The 19,954-nt window shown below is 36.7% G+C and carries 19 protein-coding genes; 12 read left to right on the top strand and 7 right to left on the bottom strand.

The features are described from left to right. Positions 1–336: 336 nt before the first annotated feature. On the top strand, positions 337–1,686 hold the full coding sequence (gdhA, locus tag HMPREF2644_RS02190; RefSeq protein WP_070828195.1) for an NADP-specific glutamate dehydrogenase: 1,350 nt from the start codon (positions 337–339) through the stop codon (positions 1,684–1,686). A 107-nt stretch (positions 1,687–1,793) separates the two neighbouring features. Here gdhA and fur read toward each other — a convergent pair whose 3' ends face one another. From fur to HMPREF2644_RS02175, 3 genes are all read right to left on the bottom strand, one after another. After that, on the bottom strand, positions 1,794–2,234 hold the full coding sequence (fur, locus tag HMPREF2644_RS02185) for a ferric iron uptake transcriptional regulator (RefSeq protein ID WP_005658517.1): 441 nt from the start codon (positions 2,232–2,234) through the stop codon (positions 1,794–1,796). A 28-nt stretch (positions 2,235–2,262) separates the two neighbouring features. Next, entirely contained in the window at positions 2,263–2,787 is a 525-nt protein-coding gene (gene fldA, locus HMPREF2644_RS02180; RefSeq protein WP_005648709.1) for a flavodoxin FldA, read from the bottom strand. 96 nt (positions 2,788–2,883) lie between these two features. Further along, positions 2,884–3,666 carry an alpha/beta fold hydrolase gene (locus tag HMPREF2644_RS02175; protein WP_038440879.1) on the bottom strand — a complete coding sequence of 261 codons (783 nt, stop codon included), beginning with the start codon at positions 3,664–3,666 and terminating at the stop codon, positions 2,884–2,886. A 70-nt stretch (positions 3,667–3,736) separates the two neighbouring features. On the opposite strand from HMPREF2644_RS02175, the gene seqA reads away from it, so the two are divergent. The 8 genes from seqA (at position 3,737) to selD (ending at position 14,124) form a co-directional block, all read left to right on the top strand. Next, positions 3,737–4,342: a replication initiation negative regulator SeqA gene (gene seqA / locus HMPREF2644_RS02170; RefSeq protein ID WP_011271915.1), complete on the top strand. Its 606-nt coding sequence runs from the start codon at positions 3,737–3,739 to the stop codon at positions 4,340–4,342. 2 nt (positions 4,343–4,344) lie between these two features. After that, a complete protein-coding gene (gene menE / locus HMPREF2644_RS02165; protein ID WP_011271916.1) occupies positions 4,345–5,703 on the top strand; it encodes an o-succinylbenzoate--CoA ligase in 1,359 nt (452 codons plus the stop codon). A gap of 42 nt (positions 5,704–5,745) precedes the next feature. Continuing rightward, entirely contained in the window at positions 5,746–9,069 is a 3,324-nt protein-coding gene (mscK, locus tag HMPREF2644_RS02160) for a mechanosensitive channel MscK (RefSeq protein ID WP_038440877.1), read from the top strand. 9 nt (positions 9,070–9,078) lie between these two features. Further along, positions 9,079–10,152: a chorismate synthase gene (gene aroC / locus HMPREF2644_RS02155; protein ID WP_038440875.1), complete on the top strand. Its 1,074-nt coding sequence runs from the start codon at positions 9,079–9,081 to the stop codon at positions 10,150–10,152. A 225-nt stretch (positions 10,153–10,377) separates the two neighbouring features. After that, complete coding sequence (gene mepA, locus HMPREF2644_RS02150; protein WP_038440873.1) at positions 10,378–11,238, top strand: penicillin-insensitive murein endopeptidase; 861 nt, start codon at positions 10,378–10,380, stop codon at positions 11,236–11,238. A gap of 17 nt (positions 11,239–11,255) precedes the next feature. Then, positions 11,256–12,023: a TSUP family transporter gene (locus HMPREF2644_RS02145; RefSeq protein WP_005648731.1), complete on the top strand. Its 768-nt coding sequence runs from the start codon at positions 11,256–11,258 to the stop codon at positions 12,021–12,023. 46 nt (positions 12,024–12,069) lie between these two features. Then, positions 12,070–13,026, top strand: a complete 957-nt coding sequence (lpxM, locus tag HMPREF2644_RS02140) for a lauroyl-Kdo(2)-lipid IV(A) myristoyltransferase (protein WP_038440871.1) — start codon at positions 12,070–12,072, stop codon at positions 13,024–13,026. A 57-nt stretch (positions 13,027–13,083) separates the two neighbouring features. After that, positions 13,084–14,124 (top strand): selenide, water dikinase SelD, encoded by a 1,041-nt coding sequence (gene selD / locus HMPREF2644_RS02135; RefSeq protein ID WP_079989920.1) that lies wholly within the window; start codon positions 13,084–13,086, stop codon positions 14,122–14,124. 108 nt (positions 14,125–14,232) lie between these two features. On the opposite strand, the gene rplS is transcribed toward selD, so the two are convergent. The 4 genes from rplS to rpsP are packed head-to-tail and all read right to left on the bottom strand — an operon-like array spanning position 14,233 to position 16,218. Further along, positions 14,233–14,583 carry a 50S ribosomal protein L19 gene (rplS, locus tag HMPREF2644_RS02130; protein WP_005648735.1) on the bottom strand — a complete coding sequence of 117 codons (351 nt, stop codon included), beginning with the start codon at positions 14,581–14,583 and terminating at the stop codon, positions 14,233–14,235. A 36-nt stretch (positions 14,584–14,619) separates the two neighbouring features. Continuing rightward, entirely contained in the window at positions 14,620–15,360 is a 741-nt protein-coding gene (gene trmD / locus HMPREF2644_RS02125; RefSeq protein WP_011271922.1) for a tRNA (guanosine(37)-N1)-methyltransferase TrmD, read from the bottom strand. Between the two features lie 37 nt (positions 15,361–15,397). Next, the gene (gene rimM / locus HMPREF2644_RS02120; RefSeq protein WP_005658489.1) at positions 15,398–15,925 is read right to left on the bottom strand and encodes a ribosome maturation factor RimM; all 528 of its coding nucleotides are present in this window, start codon (positions 15,923–15,925) and stop codon (positions 15,398–15,400) included. Positions 15,926–15,969: 44 nt separating this feature from the next. Beyond that, the gene (rpsP, locus tag HMPREF2644_RS02115) at positions 15,970–16,218 is read right to left on the bottom strand and encodes a 30S ribosomal protein S16 (protein WP_005653865.1); all 249 of its coding nucleotides are present in this window, start codon (positions 16,216–16,218) and stop codon (positions 15,970–15,972) included. 291 nt (positions 16,219–16,509) lie between these two features. Between rpsP and HMPREF2644_RS02110 the strand changes: the two genes are divergently transcribed. From HMPREF2644_RS02110 to aroK, 3 genes are all read left to right on the top strand, one after another. Then, complete coding sequence (locus tag HMPREF2644_RS02110) at positions 16,510–17,283, top strand: hypothetical protein (RefSeq protein ID WP_005648742.1); 774 nt, start codon at positions 16,510–16,512, stop codon at positions 17,281–17,283. Between the two features lie 22 nt (positions 17,284–17,305). Then, positions 17,306–19,117 carry an NAD nucleotidase gene (nadN, locus tag HMPREF2644_RS02105; RefSeq protein ID WP_005653867.1) on the top strand — a complete coding sequence of 604 codons (1,812 nt, stop codon included), beginning with the start codon at positions 17,306–17,308 and terminating at the stop codon, positions 19,115–19,117. 284 nt (positions 19,118–19,401) lie between these two features. Then, a complete protein-coding gene (aroK, locus tag HMPREF2644_RS02100; RefSeq protein ID WP_005658483.1) occupies positions 19,402–19,944 on the top strand; it encodes a shikimate kinase AroK in 543 nt (180 codons plus the stop codon). The last annotated feature ends 10 nt before the right edge of the window (positions 19,945–19,954 follow it).

Raw genomic sequence — 19,954 nt, 5'->3', positions numbered from 1 at the left:
GAGCTTTGCCCCCGTTTTTATTATATTGATATAACCCTAATTTTGTTTTTTCATAAAACATATTTTCGTAGTGATTTACTAGAAATATGATTTGTAGTCTGCTCTATATTTTTATTGAAAATATCATTACCTGATGGTTTTCTGTCGTTTTTTATTTTTTATCTAATAAATACGATATTTTTTAGATAATTTCTTTACTTTTTCCTTTTCTTTAAATTTCCTTTATAAAAATGGTTGCAAGATTAAATTAGCCATTGCATATTGTCTATGCGCTTCACGAGGCGTATACAATAAAAAATACAATACACACAACATCAACAAAGAGGGAAATTCATTATGTCAAAAGTTGCTTCCTTAGACGCATTTTTAACAAAAGTTGCTCAACGCGATGGTTATCAACCTGAATTTTTACAAGCGGTTCGCGAGGTATTCACATCAATTTGGCCTTTTTTAGAAGCCAATCCTAAATATCGTTCAGAAGCATTATTAGAACGTTTAGTTGAGCCTGAACGTGCATTTCAATTCCGTGTGGCGTGGACTGACGATAAAGGGCAAGTGCAAGTAAACAGAGCATTTCGTGTACAATTTAATAGTGCCATAGGCCCATTTAAAGGGGGAATGCGTTTCCATCCATCAGTAAATTTATCTATCTTAAAATTCTTAGGTTTTGAGCAAATCTTTAAAAATGCTTTAACAACATTGCCTATGGGCGGAGCAAAAGGCGGTTCAGATTTTGATCCTAAAGGCAAATCTGATGCTGAAGTTATGCGTTTTTGCCAAGCATTAATGGCTGAACTTTATCGTCACGTAGGAGCTGATACAGATGTTCCCGCAGGCGATATAGGTGTTGGTGGGCGCGAAGTTGGCTATTTAGCTGGCTATATGAAAAAATTATCAAACCAATCAGCCTGTGTTTTCACTGGTCGCGGTCTTTCTTTCGGTGGTAGTTTAATTCGTCCGGAAGCAACGGGATATGGATTAATTTATTTTGCTCAAGCAATGCTTACTGAAAAAGGCGATAGTTTTGCAGGTAAAGTAGTTTCAGTTTCTGGTTCTGGTAATGTAGCACAATATGCTATTGAAAAAGCATTATCTCTTGGTGCAAAAGTAGTAACTTGTTCTGATTCATCAGGTTATGTTTATGATCCAAATGGATTTACTACTGAAAAATTAGCCGCACTTTTAGAAATTAAAAATGTAAAACGTGGTCGTGTGAAAGATTATGCAGAACTGTTTGGTTTGCAATATTTTGAAGGTAAACGCCCTTGGGAAGTGCAAGTTGATATTGCGCTTCCTTGTGCAACTCAAAATGAATTAGAACTTTCTGATGCACAACGTTTAATTAAAAATGGTGTGAAATTAGTGGCTGAAGGTGCGAATATGCCAACAACAATTGAAGCAACAGAAGCATTATTAGCTGCAGATGTATTATTTGGCCCGGGTAAAGCTGCCAACGCTGGTGGTGTTGCTACTTCTGGTTTAGAAATGGCACAAAGTTCACAACGTTTATATTGGACAGCAGAAGAAGTGGACGCTCAATTACATCGCATTATGTTAGATATTCACGCAAACTGTAAAAAATACGGCACAATTGAAGGTCAAGAAAACATTAACTATGTTGTTGGGGCAAATGTAGCAGGCTTTGTTAAGGTGGCTGATGCAATGTTAGCCCAAGGCGTTTATTAACAAATAAAAAAGTTAAACTAAATAACCGCACTGTAATAAAGTGCGGTTATTTTTTAGGATGAAATTTGAATATAAGAAAGGCGACATTTTGTCGCCTTAGATATTATTTATTTTGAATTGTTTTCGTCACAATGATTAATATCACTGCATTTGCCGTAAAGATACACGTTATGCGTTTTTAATTTTATGCCGTATTTTTCACTGATTTCACGCTGACGTTGTTCAATAATATTATCCGTAAATTCAAATACTTTACCGCAATCTTCACAAATAATATGATCGTGATGTTCTGTTGGAGCAAGCTCAAAAACGGATTTATTTCCCTCAAAATTATGACGGATTACAATATGTGCTTCATCAAATTGATTAAGCACACGATAAACTGTGGCTAATCCAATTTCACAACCTTGTTCCAGCAAAATTTTATAAACATCTTCTGCAGAAAAATGTTCATTTTTATGATTTTGCATTAAAGCGAGAATAGTTAAGCGAGGCTCTGTAATTTTTAATCCCACTTTTTTGAGTAATTTAATATTTTCTTCAGACATAATTTTTCTTCCTATTATGCACAACATACTAAGCCAATTCAGCTAAGCACATTTCATCATAAATTTGTTTACACCATTTTTCTACACGCTCTGCGGTAAGCTCTGGTTGGCGATCTTCATCAATACATAATCCGATGAAAGTGCCATCTTCCAATAAGGCTTTCGAAGCTTCAAAATTATAGCCTTCTGTTGGCCAATTTCCTACCACAATTGCACCGTGTGGCTCTATAATATCGCGCACAGTTCCGATAGCATCACAGAAATAATCTGCATAATCTTCTTGATCGCCACAACCGAAAATACCTACAAGTTTATCTGTAAAATCGATTTCTTCGAGTGTTGGGAAAAAGTCATCCCAGTCTGCTTGTGCTTCGCCGTAATACCAAGTTGGAATACCGAAAAGCAAGAAATCGTATGCTTCAATATCTTCTTTGCTACTTTTGGCAATATCACGAATATCAATTAAATCACTACCTAATTGTTTTTGGATTTGTTTTGCGATGTTTTCAGTGTTTCCAGTATCACTACCATAAAAAAGACCAACTATTGCCATTTTTATTTCCTTTTTTATATTAAATTTAATCTATCGATTATAAGGCTTATCCAAATTTGGCGAACTATATCATAAAAGCATTCTCACTTAAACTACTTAATTCTTATTTAGAAATCGTTTAATTGCACGAATAACAAAATCAGGTTTTTCGGCGTGAACCCAGTGTCCACTGCCATTAATCGTAAAGGCAGTTGCATTAGGAAATTGTTCTAGAATTTTTTCGCTATTTTCTATTTTTATATAAGAGGAATTTCCACCCTTAATAAAAAGAGTTGGCGTAAATACACGTACTTTTTCCCAATCCATAATATTGGCATAATTGTTAAAAAGTGCGGTAAGATTAAAACGAAAACAATCAGCTGAATTAACATCAAAAGATTTCAACATAAATTGTACAACGTCTTCATCATTAATTTCTTGTTTTAAAATCGGTTTGGCTTGCTGACGATTTTCAGGCTTTGCATTTTTTACCGCAAATAGGCCATTAAAAACATCTTTATGACCAAATCCCTCATAAAGCATAGGGGACATATCAATTACGATTAATTTTTCGACTAATTCTGGGCAAAGTGCGGTGATTTTCATGGCGGTTTTTCCCCCCATAGAATGACCAATTAATATCACTTTGGATAAATTTAAGTGGCGGATTACTGCGATAACATCTTCAGCCATCAGTTGATAATTCATTTTTTCCGAATGAAAACTATGGCCGTGATTGCGTAAATCAATACGTAAAATACTGTAATGTTCACTAAAAGCTCTCGCGATAACGCCGAGATTATCCATATCGCCGAATAAACCGTGAATAAAAATTAAAACAGGTGTATTAATCGTTTGTTTTACTTGATGAAATTGATAATTGAGTAATGATTTTGCCATAATTTTTACGTGAGAATTTGTAAAGAAGTCGTTATAATTGAAAAAAATTTTAGCAAACAGAGAGATAAAAATGAAGATCATTGAAGTAGATGAAGAATTATACCAATATATTGCGAGCCAAACCCGCTCTATTGGGGAAAGTGCTTCGGATATTTTACGCCGTTTGCTTAGTTTACCTGTGCATACTTCAAGTGTTGATGATTTAGTTCTTACTTCAGCAGAAACTAACAAATCCGCAGATCAAAAGCCAGAACAGGCTATTAATGTGAAAGAAGTAAATATCAAAACAACAAAAAAGCAATCAATAACCGCAATTAATCAGATAGTAGAAAAAGTCCAAACTTTATTAAATTCAACTGAATTTCAAGAAGAAAGTAAGGCGGTGGTGCGTTTCTTAGCGATTTTACGTGTGCTTTATCGTACAAATCCTGAAAGTTTTGCGCAAGCAACGGAATCTTTACAAGGACGTACTCGAGTTTACTTTGCACGTGACGAAGCGACATTATTAATGGCTGGCAATCATACAAAACCAAAACAAATTCCAGATACGCCTTATTGGGTTATTACCAATACAAATAGTGGACGAAAAATGTTGATGCTAGAAGGTGCAATGCAATCTATGGAATTACCTGAAACATTGATTGATGAAGTGCGATCATATTTCACGGTAAATTAATAATGTATCCTTGGCAAAATTTTGCTATTCAACCTGATTTCTCAGATAAAATCGCTTTACGTACTACGCAGAGCGATGCGCTTACTTGGATAGAATTAACTACAAAGATTAACCAAACGGTGGCTTTTTTACAAAAAAAAGGCGTAAATGCGGAAAGTGCGGTTGCTTTTGTGGGAAAAAATTCAGAGAAAATTTTATTTTTATATCTGGCGACAATTCAGCTTGGCGCAAAAGTTTTAGGCATCAATCCTGCTTTTCCACAAGAAAAAATTGCAGAATTATGTGAGTTTTATCAAATTGATTTTTGTTTTTATGATAAAGATTTGCTGAATTTGCAAGAAATTGATGCTTTTACACAAAAAGCTAATTTTTTTCGTCCTGCGACGATGACGCTAACCTCTGGTTCTACAGGCTTACCAAAAGCAGTTGTGCATAATGTCCAAGCGCATTTGGATAATGCAAAAGGGGTATGTAACTTAATGAAGTTTGATTGTAATCAATCTTGGTTACTTTCATTACCCTTATATCACGTTTCAGGACAAGGTATTGTTTGGCGTTGGTTATATTGTGGTGCACAATTACATTTCCCAAAAGATGATTTTTATGCTTCATTATTAGAAACGACCCACGTTTCTCTTGTGCCAACGCAATTACAACGTTTGTTAGATTATTTACAGGAAAATTCGATTATTTCATTTTCTACACGTCATATTTTACTTGGTGGTACGCATATTCCTGCTGAACTCACGAAAAAAATAGTGAAATATGGTATTGAAACTTATTCTGGCTACGGAATGACGGAAATGGCTTCGACAGTTTTTGCCAAAAAATCTGATGAAAAACAAGGTGTGGGGCAACCGCTCTTAGGCAGAGAATATCGCTTAGTAAATGATGAAGTTTGGCTGAAAGGTGCGGGTTTGGCGATGGGTTATTGGAAGGATCGACAAATTGTTTCATTAACGAATAACCAAGGTTGGCTTCCGACAAAAGATAAAGGTGTTTGGCAAGAGGGCGAACTTGTTATTATCGGACGACTTGATAATATGTTTATTTCTGGTGGCGAAAATATTCAGCCAGAAGAAATTGAACAAGTGATTATTCAACATTCTTCAGTTAATCAAGTGTTTGTTTTACCACAAAAAAACAAAGAATTTGGTCAGCGTCCTGTCGCTTTAGTGGATTTTAATGAATCCTTTAGCAAAAGTGCGGTTGAAAATTTAATGTTTTTTTTACAAGATAAACTCGCACGTTTTAAACAACCTATTGCATATTATCCTTTACCACTGATGCTTGGGAAAGGCATTAAGATCTCACGTAAACAGCTTGCCGATTGGCTGGCAAAGCAAGATAAGATAAATTAATTTTACCATTTAGATTAGGAAAAAATAATGATTAGGAAACTTATGAAAACACCTCCATTTTTTACCGTACTTTTTGCCTCGGCAATGTTTACCCTTAGTGTTTCACAAGGGGCATTAGGGGCAAATTCAACAAATGTATTACCAACGGAGCAATCGCTTAAAGCCGATTTGGCTAACGCTCAAAAAATGAGTGAGGGGGAAGCAAAAAATACGTTGTTAGCAGAATTACAAACATCAATTGATTTATTGCAGCAAATTCAAGCTCAACAAAAAATCAATGATGCATTGCAAACAACATTAAGCCATTCAGAGAGTGAAATTAGAAAGAATAATGCAGAAATTCAAGCATTAAAAAAACAACAAGAAACAGCAACAAGTACTGATTATAATGCACAGTCACAGGACGATTTACAAAATAGTCTCGCTAAGTTAAATGATCAATTACAAGATACGCAAAACGCATTAGGCGCGGCAAATGCACAATTGGCAGGGCAAAATTCTATTTCTGAACGAGCTCAAGCGGCATTAACGGAAAATGTTGTACGCACTCAGCAAATTAATCAACAATTGGCCAATAATGATATTGGTAGCGCATTACGAAAACAATATCAGATTGAATTACAACTGATTGATTTAAAGAATAGTTATAATCAAAATTTATTAAAAAATAATGATCAGCTTTCTTTACTTTATCAAAGTCGTTACGACCTATTGAATTTACGTTTGCAGGTGCAACAACAAAATATTATTGCGATTCAAGAAGTCATTAATCAAAAAAATCTTCAGCAATCACAAAATCAACTAGAACAAGCTCAGCAGCAACAGCAAAAAACTGTGCAAAATGATTACATTCAAAAAGAACTTGATCGCAATGCACAGCTTGGTCAGTATCTATTACAACAAACAGAAAAAGCGAATTCATTAACTCAAGATGAGTTAAGAATGCGGAATATTTTAGATAGCCTCACTCAAACTCAACATACTATTGATGAACAAATTAGTGCATTACAAGGCACGTTAGTTCTTTCACGTATTATCCAGCAACAAAAACAAAAATTACCGACTAACTTAAATATTCAAGGTTTATCAAAACAAATTGCCGATTTGCGTGTGCATATTTTTGACATTACTCAAAAACGCAATGAACTTTATGATCTAAATAACTATATTAATAAAGTTGAAAGTGAAGATGGAAAACAATTTACTGAGGCAGAAAGAACGCAGGTTAAAACGCTATTAACTGAGCGTCGAAAAATGACATCTGATCTGATTAAATCTTTAAATAATCAATTAAATCTCGCGATTTCTTTGGAATTAACGCAGCAGCAAATTACACAAATCAGTGATCAAATTCAATCTAAATTAGAGCAGCAAAGTTTTTGGGTGAAAAGTAATAATCCCATTAATTTAGATTGGATAAAAATGCTGCCAAGAGCTTTAATTGAACAGTTTAATGGTATGTTGAAAAAATTAGGTTTTCCAACTAATTATGACAATTTACCTTATTTACTTATGTATTTCTTAGGGTTATTTATTGTAGGTGGTGCAATTTTTAAATTTAAAAATCGTATTAAACAACAATTAAACAAAATTAATCGTGAAATACATCGCTTAGATACAGATAGTCAGTGGAGTACTCCACTTGCCCTGTTATTAACTGCGTTTTTAACGCTTTCTAGTACACTTTGGTTTTTAGCCGTTTGCCAAATGATCGGCTTCTTTTTCTTCAAAAATCCAGAAGAATTTTGGCATTGGTCATTTAGTATGGCAGGTTATTGGTGGTTCTTTACATTTTGGATTTCATTGTTCCGTCCAAATGGTATTTTTGTTAATCATTTTGAATCTTCAAAAGAGAATGCACAACGTTTTCGTGGTGTTATCCAACGCATTATTATTGTGATTGTATTGCTTTTAAATACTTCTGTGTTTAGCAATGTCACTGATGCAGGTTTAGCTAATGATGTGTTAGGTCAAATTAATACTATTACAGCTCTAATTTTCTGTGCGGCGATTATTGCTCCTCGCTTTAATCGAGTACTTCGCTCTTATGAACCTGAAACAAATAAACATCATTGGTTAATAAGAATTGTACAAATTGGTTTAAGATTAATTCCTGTGGGACTAATCGTACTTATTGTTTTAGGCTATTATTACACTGCTTTAAATTTAATTGAGCATTTTATTCATTCTTATATTGCTTGGTGTGTATGGTGGTTAGTACGTAATACGATTTACCGTGGTATTACGGTTTCTTCTCGTCGTTTAGCACATCGCCGTTTAGCAGAAAAACGTCGTCAAAAAGCACTTGAAAATAATTATGAAAATATTTCCTCTGATGATGTGGTTGCAGTGGGAGAGCCAGAGGAAGGTTTAGCGTTAAATGATGTGCGTAGCCAATTATTACGTTTTGTAGATCTCTTTATTTGGACAGCATTATTGGGGATTTTCTACTATGTATGGTCAGATTTAGTCACAGTAGTGAGCTATTTACGTGAAATTACACTTTGGCAACAAACCACGACAACCGATGCTGGCACTGTAATAGAAAGCATTACTTTATTTAATCTTCTTGTTGCTTTGGTTATCCTAGGAATTACTTATGTGTTGGTTCGTAATATTTCAGGTATTTTGGAAGTATTAATTTTCTCTCGCGTGAATCTTTCACAAGGTACGCCTTATACGATTACGACATTGCTCACTTATATTTTTATCGCCATTGGTGGTGCGTGGGCATTTGCAACCTTAGGAATGTCTTGGTCAAAATTACAATGGTTATTTGCCGCACTTTCCGTTGGTCTTGGTTTTGGTATGCAAGAAATTTTTGCAAACTTTGTGTCGGGCATTATTTTGCTATTTGAACGCCCAATCCGAGTTGGCGATGTCGTAACCATTAATGGAGTGAGCGGTACTGTAGCGAAAATTCGTATTCGTGCAATTACATTAATTGATTTTGATCGCAAAGAAATTATTGTGCCAAATAAATCTTTTGTGACAGGTCAAGTAACCAATTGGGCATTATCTAGCACGATGACACGTTTAGTGATTAGTGTTGGTGTTGCTTATGGTTCTGATTTAACACTCGTTCGTCAATTATTACTTCAAGCAGCTGATGAACAGCCGACTGTTTTACGCGATCCTAAACCATCTGCTTATTTTTTAACTTTTGGTGCAAGTACTTTGGATCACGAATTACGTGTTTATGTAGAACAAGTTGGAGATCGTACCAGTACTACAGATGCTATTAATCGCCGTATTAATGAATTATTTGCAGAACATAATATTGATATTGCCTTTAATCAATTAGATGTATTTATCAAAAATAATGACACTGGCGAAGAAATTCCCTTTGTTGATGTAAAAAAATAAGGGGAAATTATGGCAGGTAATACAATTGGACAACTTTTTCGTGTGACGACCTTTGGGGAGTCACATGGGATTGCATTAGGCTGTATCGTTGATGGGGTACCGCCAAATCTTGAATTATCTGAGCAAGATATTCAGCCAGATTTAGATCGTCGTAAACCTGGGACATCACGATATACCACGCCGCGTCGTGAAGACGATGAAGTTCAAATTTTATCTGGTGTGTTTGAAGGAAAAACTACAGGCACAAGTATTGGGATGATCATTAAAAATGCTGATCAGCGTTCGCAAGATTATGGCGAGATTAAAGATCGTTTTCGCCCTGGTCATGCAGACTTTACCTATCAGCAAAAATATGGCATCCGTGATTACCGTGGCGGTGGGCGTTCTTCAGCGCGTGAAACAGCGATGCGAGTTGCAGCGGGAGCGATTGCAAAAAAATATTTACGCGAACATTTTGGTATTGAAGTCCGTGGTTTTTTAAGTCAAATCGGTCATGTGAAAATTTCGCCACAGATCATCGGAGAAATTGATTGGGAAAAGGTAAACAGCAATCCATTCTTTTGCCCTGATGAAAGTGCGGTAGAAAAATTCGATGAATTGATCCGTGAACTTAAAAAAGAAGGAGATTCTATTGGTGCAAAACTTACTGTTATTGCAGAAAATGTACCTGTAGGATTGGGCGAGCCAGTATTTGACCGTTTAGATGCAGATCTTGCTCACGCATTAATGGGAATTAATGCAGTAAAAGGCGTCGAAATTGGTGATGGTTTTGCAGTGGTTGAACAACGTGGTTCGGAACATCGTGATGAAATGACACCTAATGGCTTTGAAAGTAATCACGCAGGCGGCATTTTAGGCGGAATTAGTTCAGGACAGCCAATTATCGCCACTATTGCACTAAAACCAACTTCAAGCATTACGATTCCTGGTCGTTCAATCAATCTTAATGGTAAACCCGTAGAAGTTGTAACAAAAGGTCGTCACGATCCTTGTGTGGGGATTCGTGCTGTGCCAATTGCGGAAGCTATGGTGGCGATTGTCTTATTAGATCATCTCTTACGTTTTAAGGCTCAGTGTAAATAATCTTAGTATAAGATGGGAGTCTGTGCCTAGGGTAGGTATACCCTAGGTTAGTTTGATGCTACCCCTTTGGGGTAAGTGTAAAGTTCCCCAAAGGGGAACTATTTTTCTAACCGTGGGTATACTTACCCACGGCAAAACCTAGGATATACTTACCCACGGTAAAACCTAGGATATACTTACCCACGGCAAGACCTAGGATATACTTACCTACAGCAAAACTTTAGAATGAATAAAATTTTATTAAAAACAACCATAATTTTTACCGCACTTTTCTCTCTGAACGTTGTTGCGTCTCCTCTAGATTGGAAAAAAGTGAAACGCCCTATTCCAAGTGAAGATGGTAAAGCAAGTCCTATTGGTAGTTATACCAACGGGTGTATTATTGGAGCGCAAGCATTACCGCCGAAAGGTGAAGGTTACCAAGTTATTCGTATGAATCGCAATCGTTATTATGGTCATCCAAATATGATTCAGTATATTGAACGTTTGGGGCAGCGAGCTAAAGCTGCTGGGTTACCAACTATGTTAGTGGGTGATATTGCCATGCCGGGTGGCGGGCGGTTTTTAACGGGTCATGCTAGCCATCAGATGGGATTAGATGCGGATATTTGGTTAAGAATGGGCGAAATGTCAGACGCCGATGCGCTGAATTCTGATGGTAAAGGTTTATTAGTTGTAGATAGAAAGGCGCAACGAGTGGATGAACGAGTATGGAATAGCAATCATGCGACGTTAATCAAGTTAGCCGCACAAGATCCAAATGTGACGCGTATTTTTGTTAATCCTGCGATTAAGGTAAAATTATGTCAAACCGCTGGCAATGATCGCGGTTGGCTACACAAAGTTCGTCCTTGGTATGGACACAACTCTCATTTTCATGTTCGTTTAACTTGCCCCGCAGATGCATCTTATTGTGAAAATCAAGCGCCTGTGCCTGCTGGTGATGGTTGTGGAGACGAATTATATTCTTGGTTTGAACCGCCAAAACCAGGTGCTTCAGTGAGCAAACCTAAAGTTACACCGCCTGAGCCGTTTTTGTGCCAACAAATTTTAAATTCCCCGAATCGGAGTGAATGGTTAGAATAGCATTAAGGTAAATCAATATGGATATCGGCATTGATCTTTTAGCAATATTGTTTTGTGTTGGTTTTGTCGCATCATTTATCGATGCAATTGCTGGCGGTGGTGGATTAATTACTATTCCAGCGTTGCTTATGACTGGCATGCCACCAGCAATGGCGTTAGGCACCAACAAATTGCAAGCTATGGGCGGTGCATTATCCGCAAGCCTTTATTTCTTGCGAAAAAGAGCGGTCAATTTACGCGATATTTGGTTTATTTTGATTTGGGTTTTCTTAGGTTCAGCCCTAGGTACATTATTAATTCAATCAATTGACGTGGCGATTTTCAAAAAAATGCTGCCTTTTTTGATTTTAGCTATTGGTCTATATTTTTTATTTACCCCTAAATTAGGTGATGAAGATCGAAAACAGCGTTTAAGTTACATGTTATTTGGTCTTTTAGTTAGCCCATTTTTAGGTTTTTATGATGGCTTCTTTGGACCAGGGACTGGCTCAATCATGAGTTTAGCCTGTGTTACTTTGCTAGGATTTAATCTCCCGAAAGCGACGGCACATGCAAAAGTGATGAACTTCACTTCGAACCTTGCTTCTTTTGCGCTTTTCTTATTGGGTGGACAAATTCTTTGGAAAGTGGGTTTCGTGATGATGGCTGGGAGCATTTTAGGTGCAAATTTAGGTGCCAAAATGGTGATGACGAAAGGTAAAACCTTGATTCGACCGATGGTTGTTATCATGTCTTTTATGATGACGGCTAAAATGATTTACGATCAGGGTTGGTTTCATTTTTAATTCGGAAAGCGCACAAAAGTGCGGTTAAAATTAATTACATTTTATTATGTCGGATAATCAACAAAATTTACGTTTGACGGCGAGAGTGGGCTATGAAGCGCACTTTTCATGGTCGTATTTAAAGCCTCAATATTGGGGGATTTGGCTTGGTATTTTCTTTTTATTGTTGTTAGCATTTGTGCCTTTTCGTCTGCGCGATAAATTTGCGGGAAAATTAGGTATTTGGATTGGGCATAAAGCAAAGAAACAGCGTACGCGTGCACAAACTAACTTGCAATATTGTTTCCCTCATTGGACTGAACAACAACGTGAGCAAGTGATTGATAAAATGTTTACGGTTGTTACACAAGTTATGTTTGGAATTGGTGAGATTGCAATCCGTTCAAAGAAACATTTGCAAAAACGAAGCGAATTTATCGGTCTTGAACATATCGAACAGGCAAAAGCTGAAGGAAAGAATATTATTCTTATGGTGCCACATGGCTGGGCGATTGATGCGTCTGGCATTATTTTGCACACTCAAGGCATGCCAATGACTTCTATGTATAATCCACACCGTAATCCATTGGTGGATTGGCTTTGGACGATTGCACGCCAACGTTTCGGCGGAAAAATGCACGCACGCCAAAATGGTATTAAACCTTTTTTAAATCATGTTCGTAAAGGCGAAATGGGTTATTACTTACCAGATGAAGATTTTGGGGTGGAACAAAGCGTATTTGTTGATTTCTTTGGGACTTATAAAGCGACATTGCCAGGGTTAAATAAAATGGCAAAACTTTCTAAAGCCGTTGTTATTCCAATGTTTCCTCGTTATAACGCTGAAACGGGCAAATATGAAATGGAAATTCATCCTGCAATGAATTTAAGTGATGATCCTGAACAATCAGCCCGAGCAATGAACGAAGAAATAGAATCTTTTGTTACACCATCTCCAGAGCAATATGTTTGGATTTTGCAATTATTGCGTACAAGGAAAGATGGTGAGGATCTTTACGATTAAAAATAGGGTTTGAAAGTCATATTCTCGAAAACGGATATTCAATAAGGTAAATAAGAAATGGAAGAAAAAATTCGGCTGACGCAATACAGCCATGGTGCAGGTTGAGGCTGTAAAATTTCGCCTAAGGTGTTAGGGACAATTTTACATTCAGAACTGGAAAAATTTTATGATCCAAATTTGCTCGTTGGCAATGAAACTGCAGACGATGCGGCGGTGTATGATCTTGGTAATGGAACTGCAATTATCAGTACCACAGACTTTTTTATGCCGATTGTAGATGATCCTTTTGATTTTGGACGAATTGCCGCGACCAATGCCATTAGTGACATTTTTGCTATGGGCGGTAAGCCGATTATGGGAATCGCTATTTTAGGTTTTCCAACCAATGTATTACCTGCAGAAGTTGCACAGAAAATTGTTGATGGTGGTCGTTTTGCTTGCCATCAAGCGGGTATTGCTTTGGCGGGTGGACATTCCATTGATTCGCCTGAACCTATTTTTGGTTTAGCCGTGACAGGTGTGATTGACACTGAAAAAGTAAAACGTAATGCTTCTGCAAAATCAGGTTGTAAGCTTTATATGACAAAACCGCTTGGTATTGGTATTTTGACGACGGCGGAGAAAAAAGGAAAACTTAAGCCAGAACATCAAGGTTTAGCCACTGCCGCTATGTGCCAAATGAATTCTATTGGCAGTCAATTTTCCCAAGTGGATGGCGTCACAGCAATGACGGATGTCACTGGATTTGGTTTACTTGGCCATTTAATTGAAATCTGTGAAGGTTCAAATCTAAGTGCGGTAGTTTTTTCGGACAAAATTAAAACCTTGGACGGAGTAAAAGATTATATTGCTCAAGGTTGCGTACCCGGTGGAACAGGGCGTAATTTTGAAAGTTATGGACATAAAGTTGGCGCATTAACGGAAGAACAAAAAGCGATTTTGTGCGATCCTCAAACATCAGGTGGTTTATTAGTGGCTGTTGAGCCTAATAGCGTTCAAACTATAATTGAAATAGCCAAAGATACTGGCATTGATTTATATGAAGTGGGTAAATTGAAACCTAAATCAGAATCCGATATCGTTGTTGAAGTAAAATAAGGAATTTTAATCGATCATCCTAATGATTAATTAAATTACCATGATCCACATAGCAAAAAACCTTGGAATATCCCAAGGTTTTTTAGATTATCATTAAATATAATGGAATTATGCGCCTAAACGCTCTTTAATACGAGCTGATTTACCTGAACGTTCACGTAAGTAGTAAAGTTTAGCTTTACGTACCGCACCTTTACGTTTAACTGCGATAGAATCTACAGCTGGAGAGTGAGTTTGGAATACACGCTCAACGCCTACGCCGTTAGATACTTTACGCAAAGTAAATGCTGAGTGCAAGCCACGGTTACGAATTGCAATAACCACGCCTTCGAATGCTTGCAAACGACGTTTGCTACCTTCAACTACCCATACTTTAACTTCTAAAGTATCACCTGGGCGGAAGCTAGGTACGTTTTGTTTTAATTGTTCTTGTTCAAGTTGTTTGATAATGTTAGACATTGTTTGATCCTTTATTGATCCTAGATGTAACTGAAACTAACTGTTATGCTCGGCTTGCGCCTCTTTTAACAGCTTACGTTGTTCGTCAGTCAGAGCTAGGCCTTCTAAGAGCTCAGGGCGTCGGAACCACGTTCTCTGTAGCGATTGTTTTAATCGCCATTTCCGAATTTCTTCGTGATGTCCCGACATCAGCACGGGTGGTACAGTTAATCCTTCTAACACTTCCGGTCTGGTGTAATGCGGGCAATCTAATAAACCATCTGCAAAAGAATCTTCTTCTGCGGAGGCTTGTTTGCCTAATACACCAGGAATAAAACGTGCAACAGCATCAATTAATGTCATTGCCGGCAATTCCCCACCAGTTAGAACGTAATCGCCGATTGACCATTCTTCATCAATTTCAGTTTGAATCAACCGTTCATCAATCCCTTCGTAACGTCCACATACTAAAATCAATTTCTGATTTTGAGCAAGCTCGGTTACGCCGTCTTGATCAAGTTTACGTCCTTGTGGCGAAAGGTAAATCACCTTTGCGCCTTCTCCTGCCGCTGCTTTTGCAGTATGAATCGCATCCCGTAAAGGTTGCACCATCATCAGCATTCCTGGGCCACCACCATAAGGGCGATCGTCCACAGTTTTATGCTTGTCGAATGTAAAATTTCTTGGATTCCAACATTCAACTTTCAGAAGATTATGTTTTACGGCTCTACCTGTAACCCCAAATTCCGTAATCGCTTTAAACATTTCGGGGAATAATGAAATTACCCCTATCCACATAAAAAGCCTACTACATTACGTTTGTGCATACTTGAGATTAGAAACCAGCGTCCCAATCCACTTCAATTGTTTTTGTGGTGAGATCGACTCTTTTAACTACTTGTTCATACAAAAACGGAATTAACCGCTCTTGTTTTCCAAAAGCATCTTTGGTATTGGCTTTAACCACTAATACATCATTAGAACCCGTTTCCATCATTTCTGTTACTGTTCCCATTGTATAACCTTCTAAGTTTACGACTGTACAACCGATTAAATCGTGCCAGTAATAATCGCCCTCTTCTAGTTCTGGGAAAACAGATAAATCTACACCAATTTCAACATTCGCTAAAATTTGTGCAGTTTCACGGTCATCAACGCCTTTTAATTTAACGATGATTTCGTGATTATGATAACGCCAGTTTTCTAATTCAATTGATTGCCATTCACCTTTGATTTTTAAAAACCAAGGTTGATAATCAAAAATGCTTTCAGCTTGTTCTGTTGATGAATAAATACGCAACCACCCACGAATACCGTAGGTTGAGCCTAATTTGCCCACAACTTCAATATGTTGTTGTTCCATATTTTTCACCTATCTTAGTTTGAGAACTAAATCAAAAAGCAAAATTATGCTGCTTTTTGTGCTTCTTTTACCAAGCTCGCAACACGATCAGAAAGTGAAGCACCTTGAGCAACCCAGTGATTTACACGCTCAAGATTAATGCGAAGACGTTCTGCATTACCTTGTGCAATTGGATTGAAGAAACCTACACGTTCAATGAAGCGACCGTCACGAGGTGAACGACTGTCAGCGACTACGATTTGATAAAATGGGCGTTTTTTAGCTCCGCCACGAGATAAACGAATGGTTACCATAACCTTCCTCTAAATGTTTAATTACTAAAAGAATATTCTCAAATTCGAAAGTGATTTGAGAATATAGCTTACTTTTTTCTCTGTATATATAGACAAAAAGCCTGCGAATTTTATACTTTTCAAGCAAAATTGCAAGTTTTGTATGCATAAAGTAGGTTGTATTCCTTTTAATTATCATTCACAATTTATTTTGTTTTGCGATATAATACGAGGCATCCAGCTGTTTTAGGTCAAATTTACGCGTATAGCGGTATTTTAGCTTGATAAAATATCAGTTAAATGAGGTTTATTATGAAAATTAGTTTTCATTCTGTGTTAATTGGATTAGCATCATTTATTGGTGTTCAACAAGGTGTAATAGCTAGTCCATCTTCTCATCAATCAATATCCACTGAATCAGCTGAGGCTTTGAAGCAACAATTTTCAATGGCTTTAGCTAAACAAGACAAACAACAAATTACAAATTTACAAAAAAAACTTACCGCACTTTTTTCTTTACCTCCCCAATTTCTTGATAATCAGATCCAAATAAGCGAAAAAATCCTCACTCGCATTTTTAAAACAGATAAAAATCTCACGCCTAAATTTCTTGATTACTTATACTTTGAGCCAATAAATACTGTTGATGCTAATTTAATTCAGGAAATGAAGAAAAACTTACTGGTGTCTTTTTTAGCAAATGATCAGGCAAAAATTTATATTCGTCAAACAGATAATTCAGAGCAATTTGTTCAGACTTTAATGGAGCGGGGAGCAAAAGCAGATCAAATTATATTACTGTCTTTGAATGCCAAAGGTATATTTCAAAAAATTATTGAACAAATACGTCAAGATTTTCCGAATCAGACTATTTTTTCGATTACTGAAAATCGTATTAGTTTGATTACTCCTTCTTCAGAAATTAAGTCTCGCCTTGCTTTAGCAAATATGATGTTCAATCGCCAATTTAAAGGTGTGGAAGTTGATGATTTCTCGTATTTAGATCAACCTCGAGAAAATTTACAGCACAATAATGATGCAATTCGTTACAAAACCTTTCAAGCAATGCTAGAAGGTTTAAATTAATCCCTTACCAATAGGAGTTTTTATGCTTTTATCCAAAAAATCAGCTACCTTTGCACTCAGTGCATTTGCGATGCTTTTCACTAGTGTAGCTCTTGCCAAAGAGGCACCACAAGCTCACAAAGCTGTGGAATTAAGTATTTTGCACATCAATGATCACCATTCTTATTTAGAACCGCACGAAACACGGATTAATTTAAATGGTCAGCAAACCAAAGTGGATATTGGTGGTTTTTCTGCTGTCAATGCAAAACTTAACAAATTGCGTAAAAAATACAAAAATCCATTGGTACTGCATGCAGGCGATGCCATTACTGGTACGCTTTACTTCACGCTGTTTGGTGGTTCTGCAGATGCAGCTGTGATGAACGCAGGTAATTTTCATTATTTTACTTTAGGTAATCATGAATTTGACGCAGGTAATGAAGGGTTATTAAAACTGCTTGAACCATTAAAAATCCCTGTGCTTTCAGCTAATGTGATTCCTGATAAAAGTTCAATTTTGTATAACAAATGGAAACCTTACGATATTTTCACTGTGGATGGAGAAAAAATTGCCATTATCGGTTTAGATACCGTGAATAAAACAGTGAATTCCTCTTCTCCGGGTAAGGATGTGAAGTTTTATGATGAAATTGCTACTGCACAAATTATGGCAAATGCGCTAAAACAGCAAGGAATTAATAAAATTATCCTACTTTCACACGCAGGTAGTGAAAAAAATATCGAAATTGCTCAAAAAGTAAATGATATTGATGTGATCGTTACTGGCGATTCACATTATTTATACGGAAATGATGAATTACGTAGTTTAAAACTTCCAGTAATCTATGAATATCCACTTGAATTTAAAAATCCAAATGGAGAGCCTGTATTTGTAATGGAAGGCTGGGCTTATTCTGCCGTGGTGGGGGATTTAGGTGTTAAATTCAGTCCTGAAGGTATAGCGTCTATTACTCGTAAAATTCCTCACGTGTTAATGAGTTCTCATAAACTTCAAGTGAAAAATTCGGAAGGTAAATGGGCTGAATTAACTGGCGATGAACGTAAAAAAGCACTTGATACTTTAAAATCAATGAAAAGTATTTCACTTGATGATCACGATGCAAAAACCGATAAGCTTATTGCTAAATATAAAAGTGAAAAAGATCGCTTAGCACAAGAAATTGTGGGCGTTATCACTGGTTCTGCAATGCCAGGTGGTTCAGCAAACCGTATCCCAAATAAAGCAGGATCTAATCCAGAAGGTTCTATTGCAACGCGTTTTATTGCAGAAACAATGTATAACGAACTCAAAACAGTGGATTTAACTATTCAAAATGCTGGCGGTGTACGCGCAGATATTTTACCGGGCAATGTAACCTTTAACGATGCTTATACTTTCTTACCTTTCGGGAATACGTTATATACCTATAAAATGGAAGGTTCGTTAGTGAAACAAGTGCTTGAAGATGCGATGCAATTTGCTTTGGTTGATGGCTCTACAGGCGCATTCCCTTATGGTGCAGGTATTCGTTATGAAGCGAATGAAACACCAAATGCGGAAGGTAAACGTTTAGTGAGTGTTGAAGTCTTGAATAAACAAACCCAACAATGGGAACCGATTGATGATAACAAACGTTATCTTGTCGGAACAAATGCTTATGTTGCAGGCGGTAAAGACGGTTATAAAACCTTTGGTAAATTATTTAACGATCCAAAATATGAAGGCGTTGATACCTACTTGCCTGATGCAGAAAGTTTCATAAAATTTATGAAAAAACATCCGCACTTTGAGGCTTACACTTCATCAAATGTGAAATTTAATGCTTCAACTGATGCATTACCTAAAAAATAAAATTGAAAAATAGGCTAAAAATAGCGCGTATTTAACGCGCTATTTTTGTTATTAGTCCTAGGTTTGAAGACTTCATAGATGATTAAGAATTTTAACTATTCCATATTTAGATGCTTTCTCGTGGAAAATAAATTCCCTATAAAGGTTGAAAAATAGGGTGATTTATTGCGATAATCTACCCCATTTTTTGGGAGATCTTTCTATCTTCTGCATTTTTACGCAGTTTATTTTCATTAGAAATGATCGAATTTTATTTCACTTTTAATTTAATTAGATAAAAAACAATGGCGGAAAAACGTAATATTTTTTTAGTAGGACCAATGGGTGCAGGTAAAAGTACTATCGGTCGTCAATTAGCACAACAGCTTAATATGGATTTTATTGATTCCGATGCAGTGATTGAAGAACGTACGGGCGCGGATATTAGCTGGATTTTTGATTTGGAAGGCGAAGACGGCTTCCGAAAACGTGAAGAACGCATTATTAACGAACTCACACAAATGCAAGGTATTGTACTTTCAACTGGTGGGGGAGCAGTGCTTTCTAAGGAAAACCGTAATTATTTATCAGCACGTGGTATTGTAATTTATTTAGAAACAACGGTGGAAAAACAATTCCAACGCACTCAACGTGATAAAAAACGTCCATTGCTCCAAGATGCAGAGAATCCTCGTCAAGTATTGGAAGATTTAGCAAAAATTCGCAATCCGCTTTATGAAGAAATTGCGGACATCACTTTGCCAACTGATGAACAAAATGCCAAAGTAATGGTAAATCAAATTGTTGATTTAATTGATAATATGAATGGATTAAATGGTGCGCTTTAAACACACCTAA

This window comes from Haemophilus sp. HMSC071C11, assembly GCF_001837655.1.
Classification (GTDB): Bacteria; Pseudomonadota; Gammaproteobacteria; order Enterobacterales; family Pasteurellaceae; genus Haemophilus; species Haemophilus influenzae.
The sequence above is the reverse complement of the archived record's forward strand: the minus strand, read 5'-3'. Positions and strand labels throughout refer to the sequence as shown.

Excerpts from the sequence above, each read along its gene's own strand:
- lpxM (WP_038440871.1), top strand. The coding sequence starts at position 12,070 with ATGTCGGATAATCAACAAAATTTACGTTTGACGGCGAGAGTGGGCTAT.
- trmD (WP_011271922.1), bottom strand. The coding sequence starts at position 15,360 with ATGTGGATAGGGGTAATTTCATTATTCCCCGAAATGTTTAAAGCGATT.
- gdhA (WP_070828195.1), top strand. The coding sequence starts at position 337 with ATGTCAAAAGTTGCTTCCTTAGACGCATTTTTAACAAAAGTTGCTCAA.
- rimM (WP_005658489.1), bottom strand. The coding sequence starts at position 15,925 with ATGGAACAACAACATATTGAAGTTGTGGGCAAATTAGGCTCAACCTAC.
- HMPREF2644_RS02145 (WP_005648731.1), top strand. The coding sequence starts at position 11,256 with ATGGATATCGGCATTGATCTTTTAGCAATATTGTTTTGTGTTGGTTTT.
- aroC (WP_038440875.1), top strand. The coding sequence starts at position 9,079 with ATGGCAGGTAATACAATTGGACAACTTTTTCGTGTGACGACCTTTGGG.
- nadN (WP_005653867.1), top strand. The coding sequence starts at position 17,306 with ATGCTTTTATCCAAAAAATCAGCTACCTTTGCACTCAGTGCATTTGCG.
- mepA (WP_038440873.1), top strand. The coding sequence starts at position 10,378 with ATGAATAAAATTTTATTAAAAACAACCATAATTTTTACCGCACTTTTC.
- mscK (WP_038440877.1), top strand. The coding sequence starts at position 5,746 with ATGAAAACACCTCCATTTTTTACCGTACTTTTTGCCTCGGCAATGTTT.
- fur (WP_005658517.1), bottom strand. The coding sequence starts at position 2,234 with ATGTCTGAAGAAAATATTAAATTACTCAAAAAAGTGGGATTAAAAATT.
- seqA (WP_011271915.1), top strand. The coding sequence starts at position 3,737 with ATGAAGATCATTGAAGTAGATGAAGAATTATACCAATATATTGCGAGC.
- rplS (WP_005648735.1), bottom strand. The coding sequence starts at position 14,583 with ATGTCTAACATTATCAAACAACTTGAACAAGAACAATTAAAACAAAAC.
- fldA (WP_005648709.1), bottom strand. The coding sequence starts at position 2,787 with ATGGCAATAGTTGGTCTTTTTTATGGTAGTGATACTGGAAACACTGAA.
- HMPREF2644_RS02175 (WP_038440879.1), bottom strand. The coding sequence starts at position 3,666 with ATGGCAAAATCATTACTCAATTATCAATTTCATCAAGTAAAACAAACG.
- aroK (WP_005658483.1), top strand. The coding sequence starts at position 19,402 with ATGGCGGAAAAACGTAATATTTTTTTAGTAGGACCAATGGGTGCAGGT.
- menE (WP_011271916.1), top strand. The coding sequence starts at position 4,345 with ATGTATCCTTGGCAAAATTTTGCTATTCAACCTGATTTCTCAGATAAA.
- HMPREF2644_RS02110 (WP_005648742.1), top strand. The coding sequence starts at position 16,510 with ATGAAAATTAGTTTTCATTCTGTGTTAATTGGATTAGCATCATTTATT.
- rpsP (WP_005653865.1), bottom strand. The coding sequence starts at position 16,218 with ATGGTAACCATTCGTTTATCTCGTGGCGGAGCTAAAAAACGCCCATTT.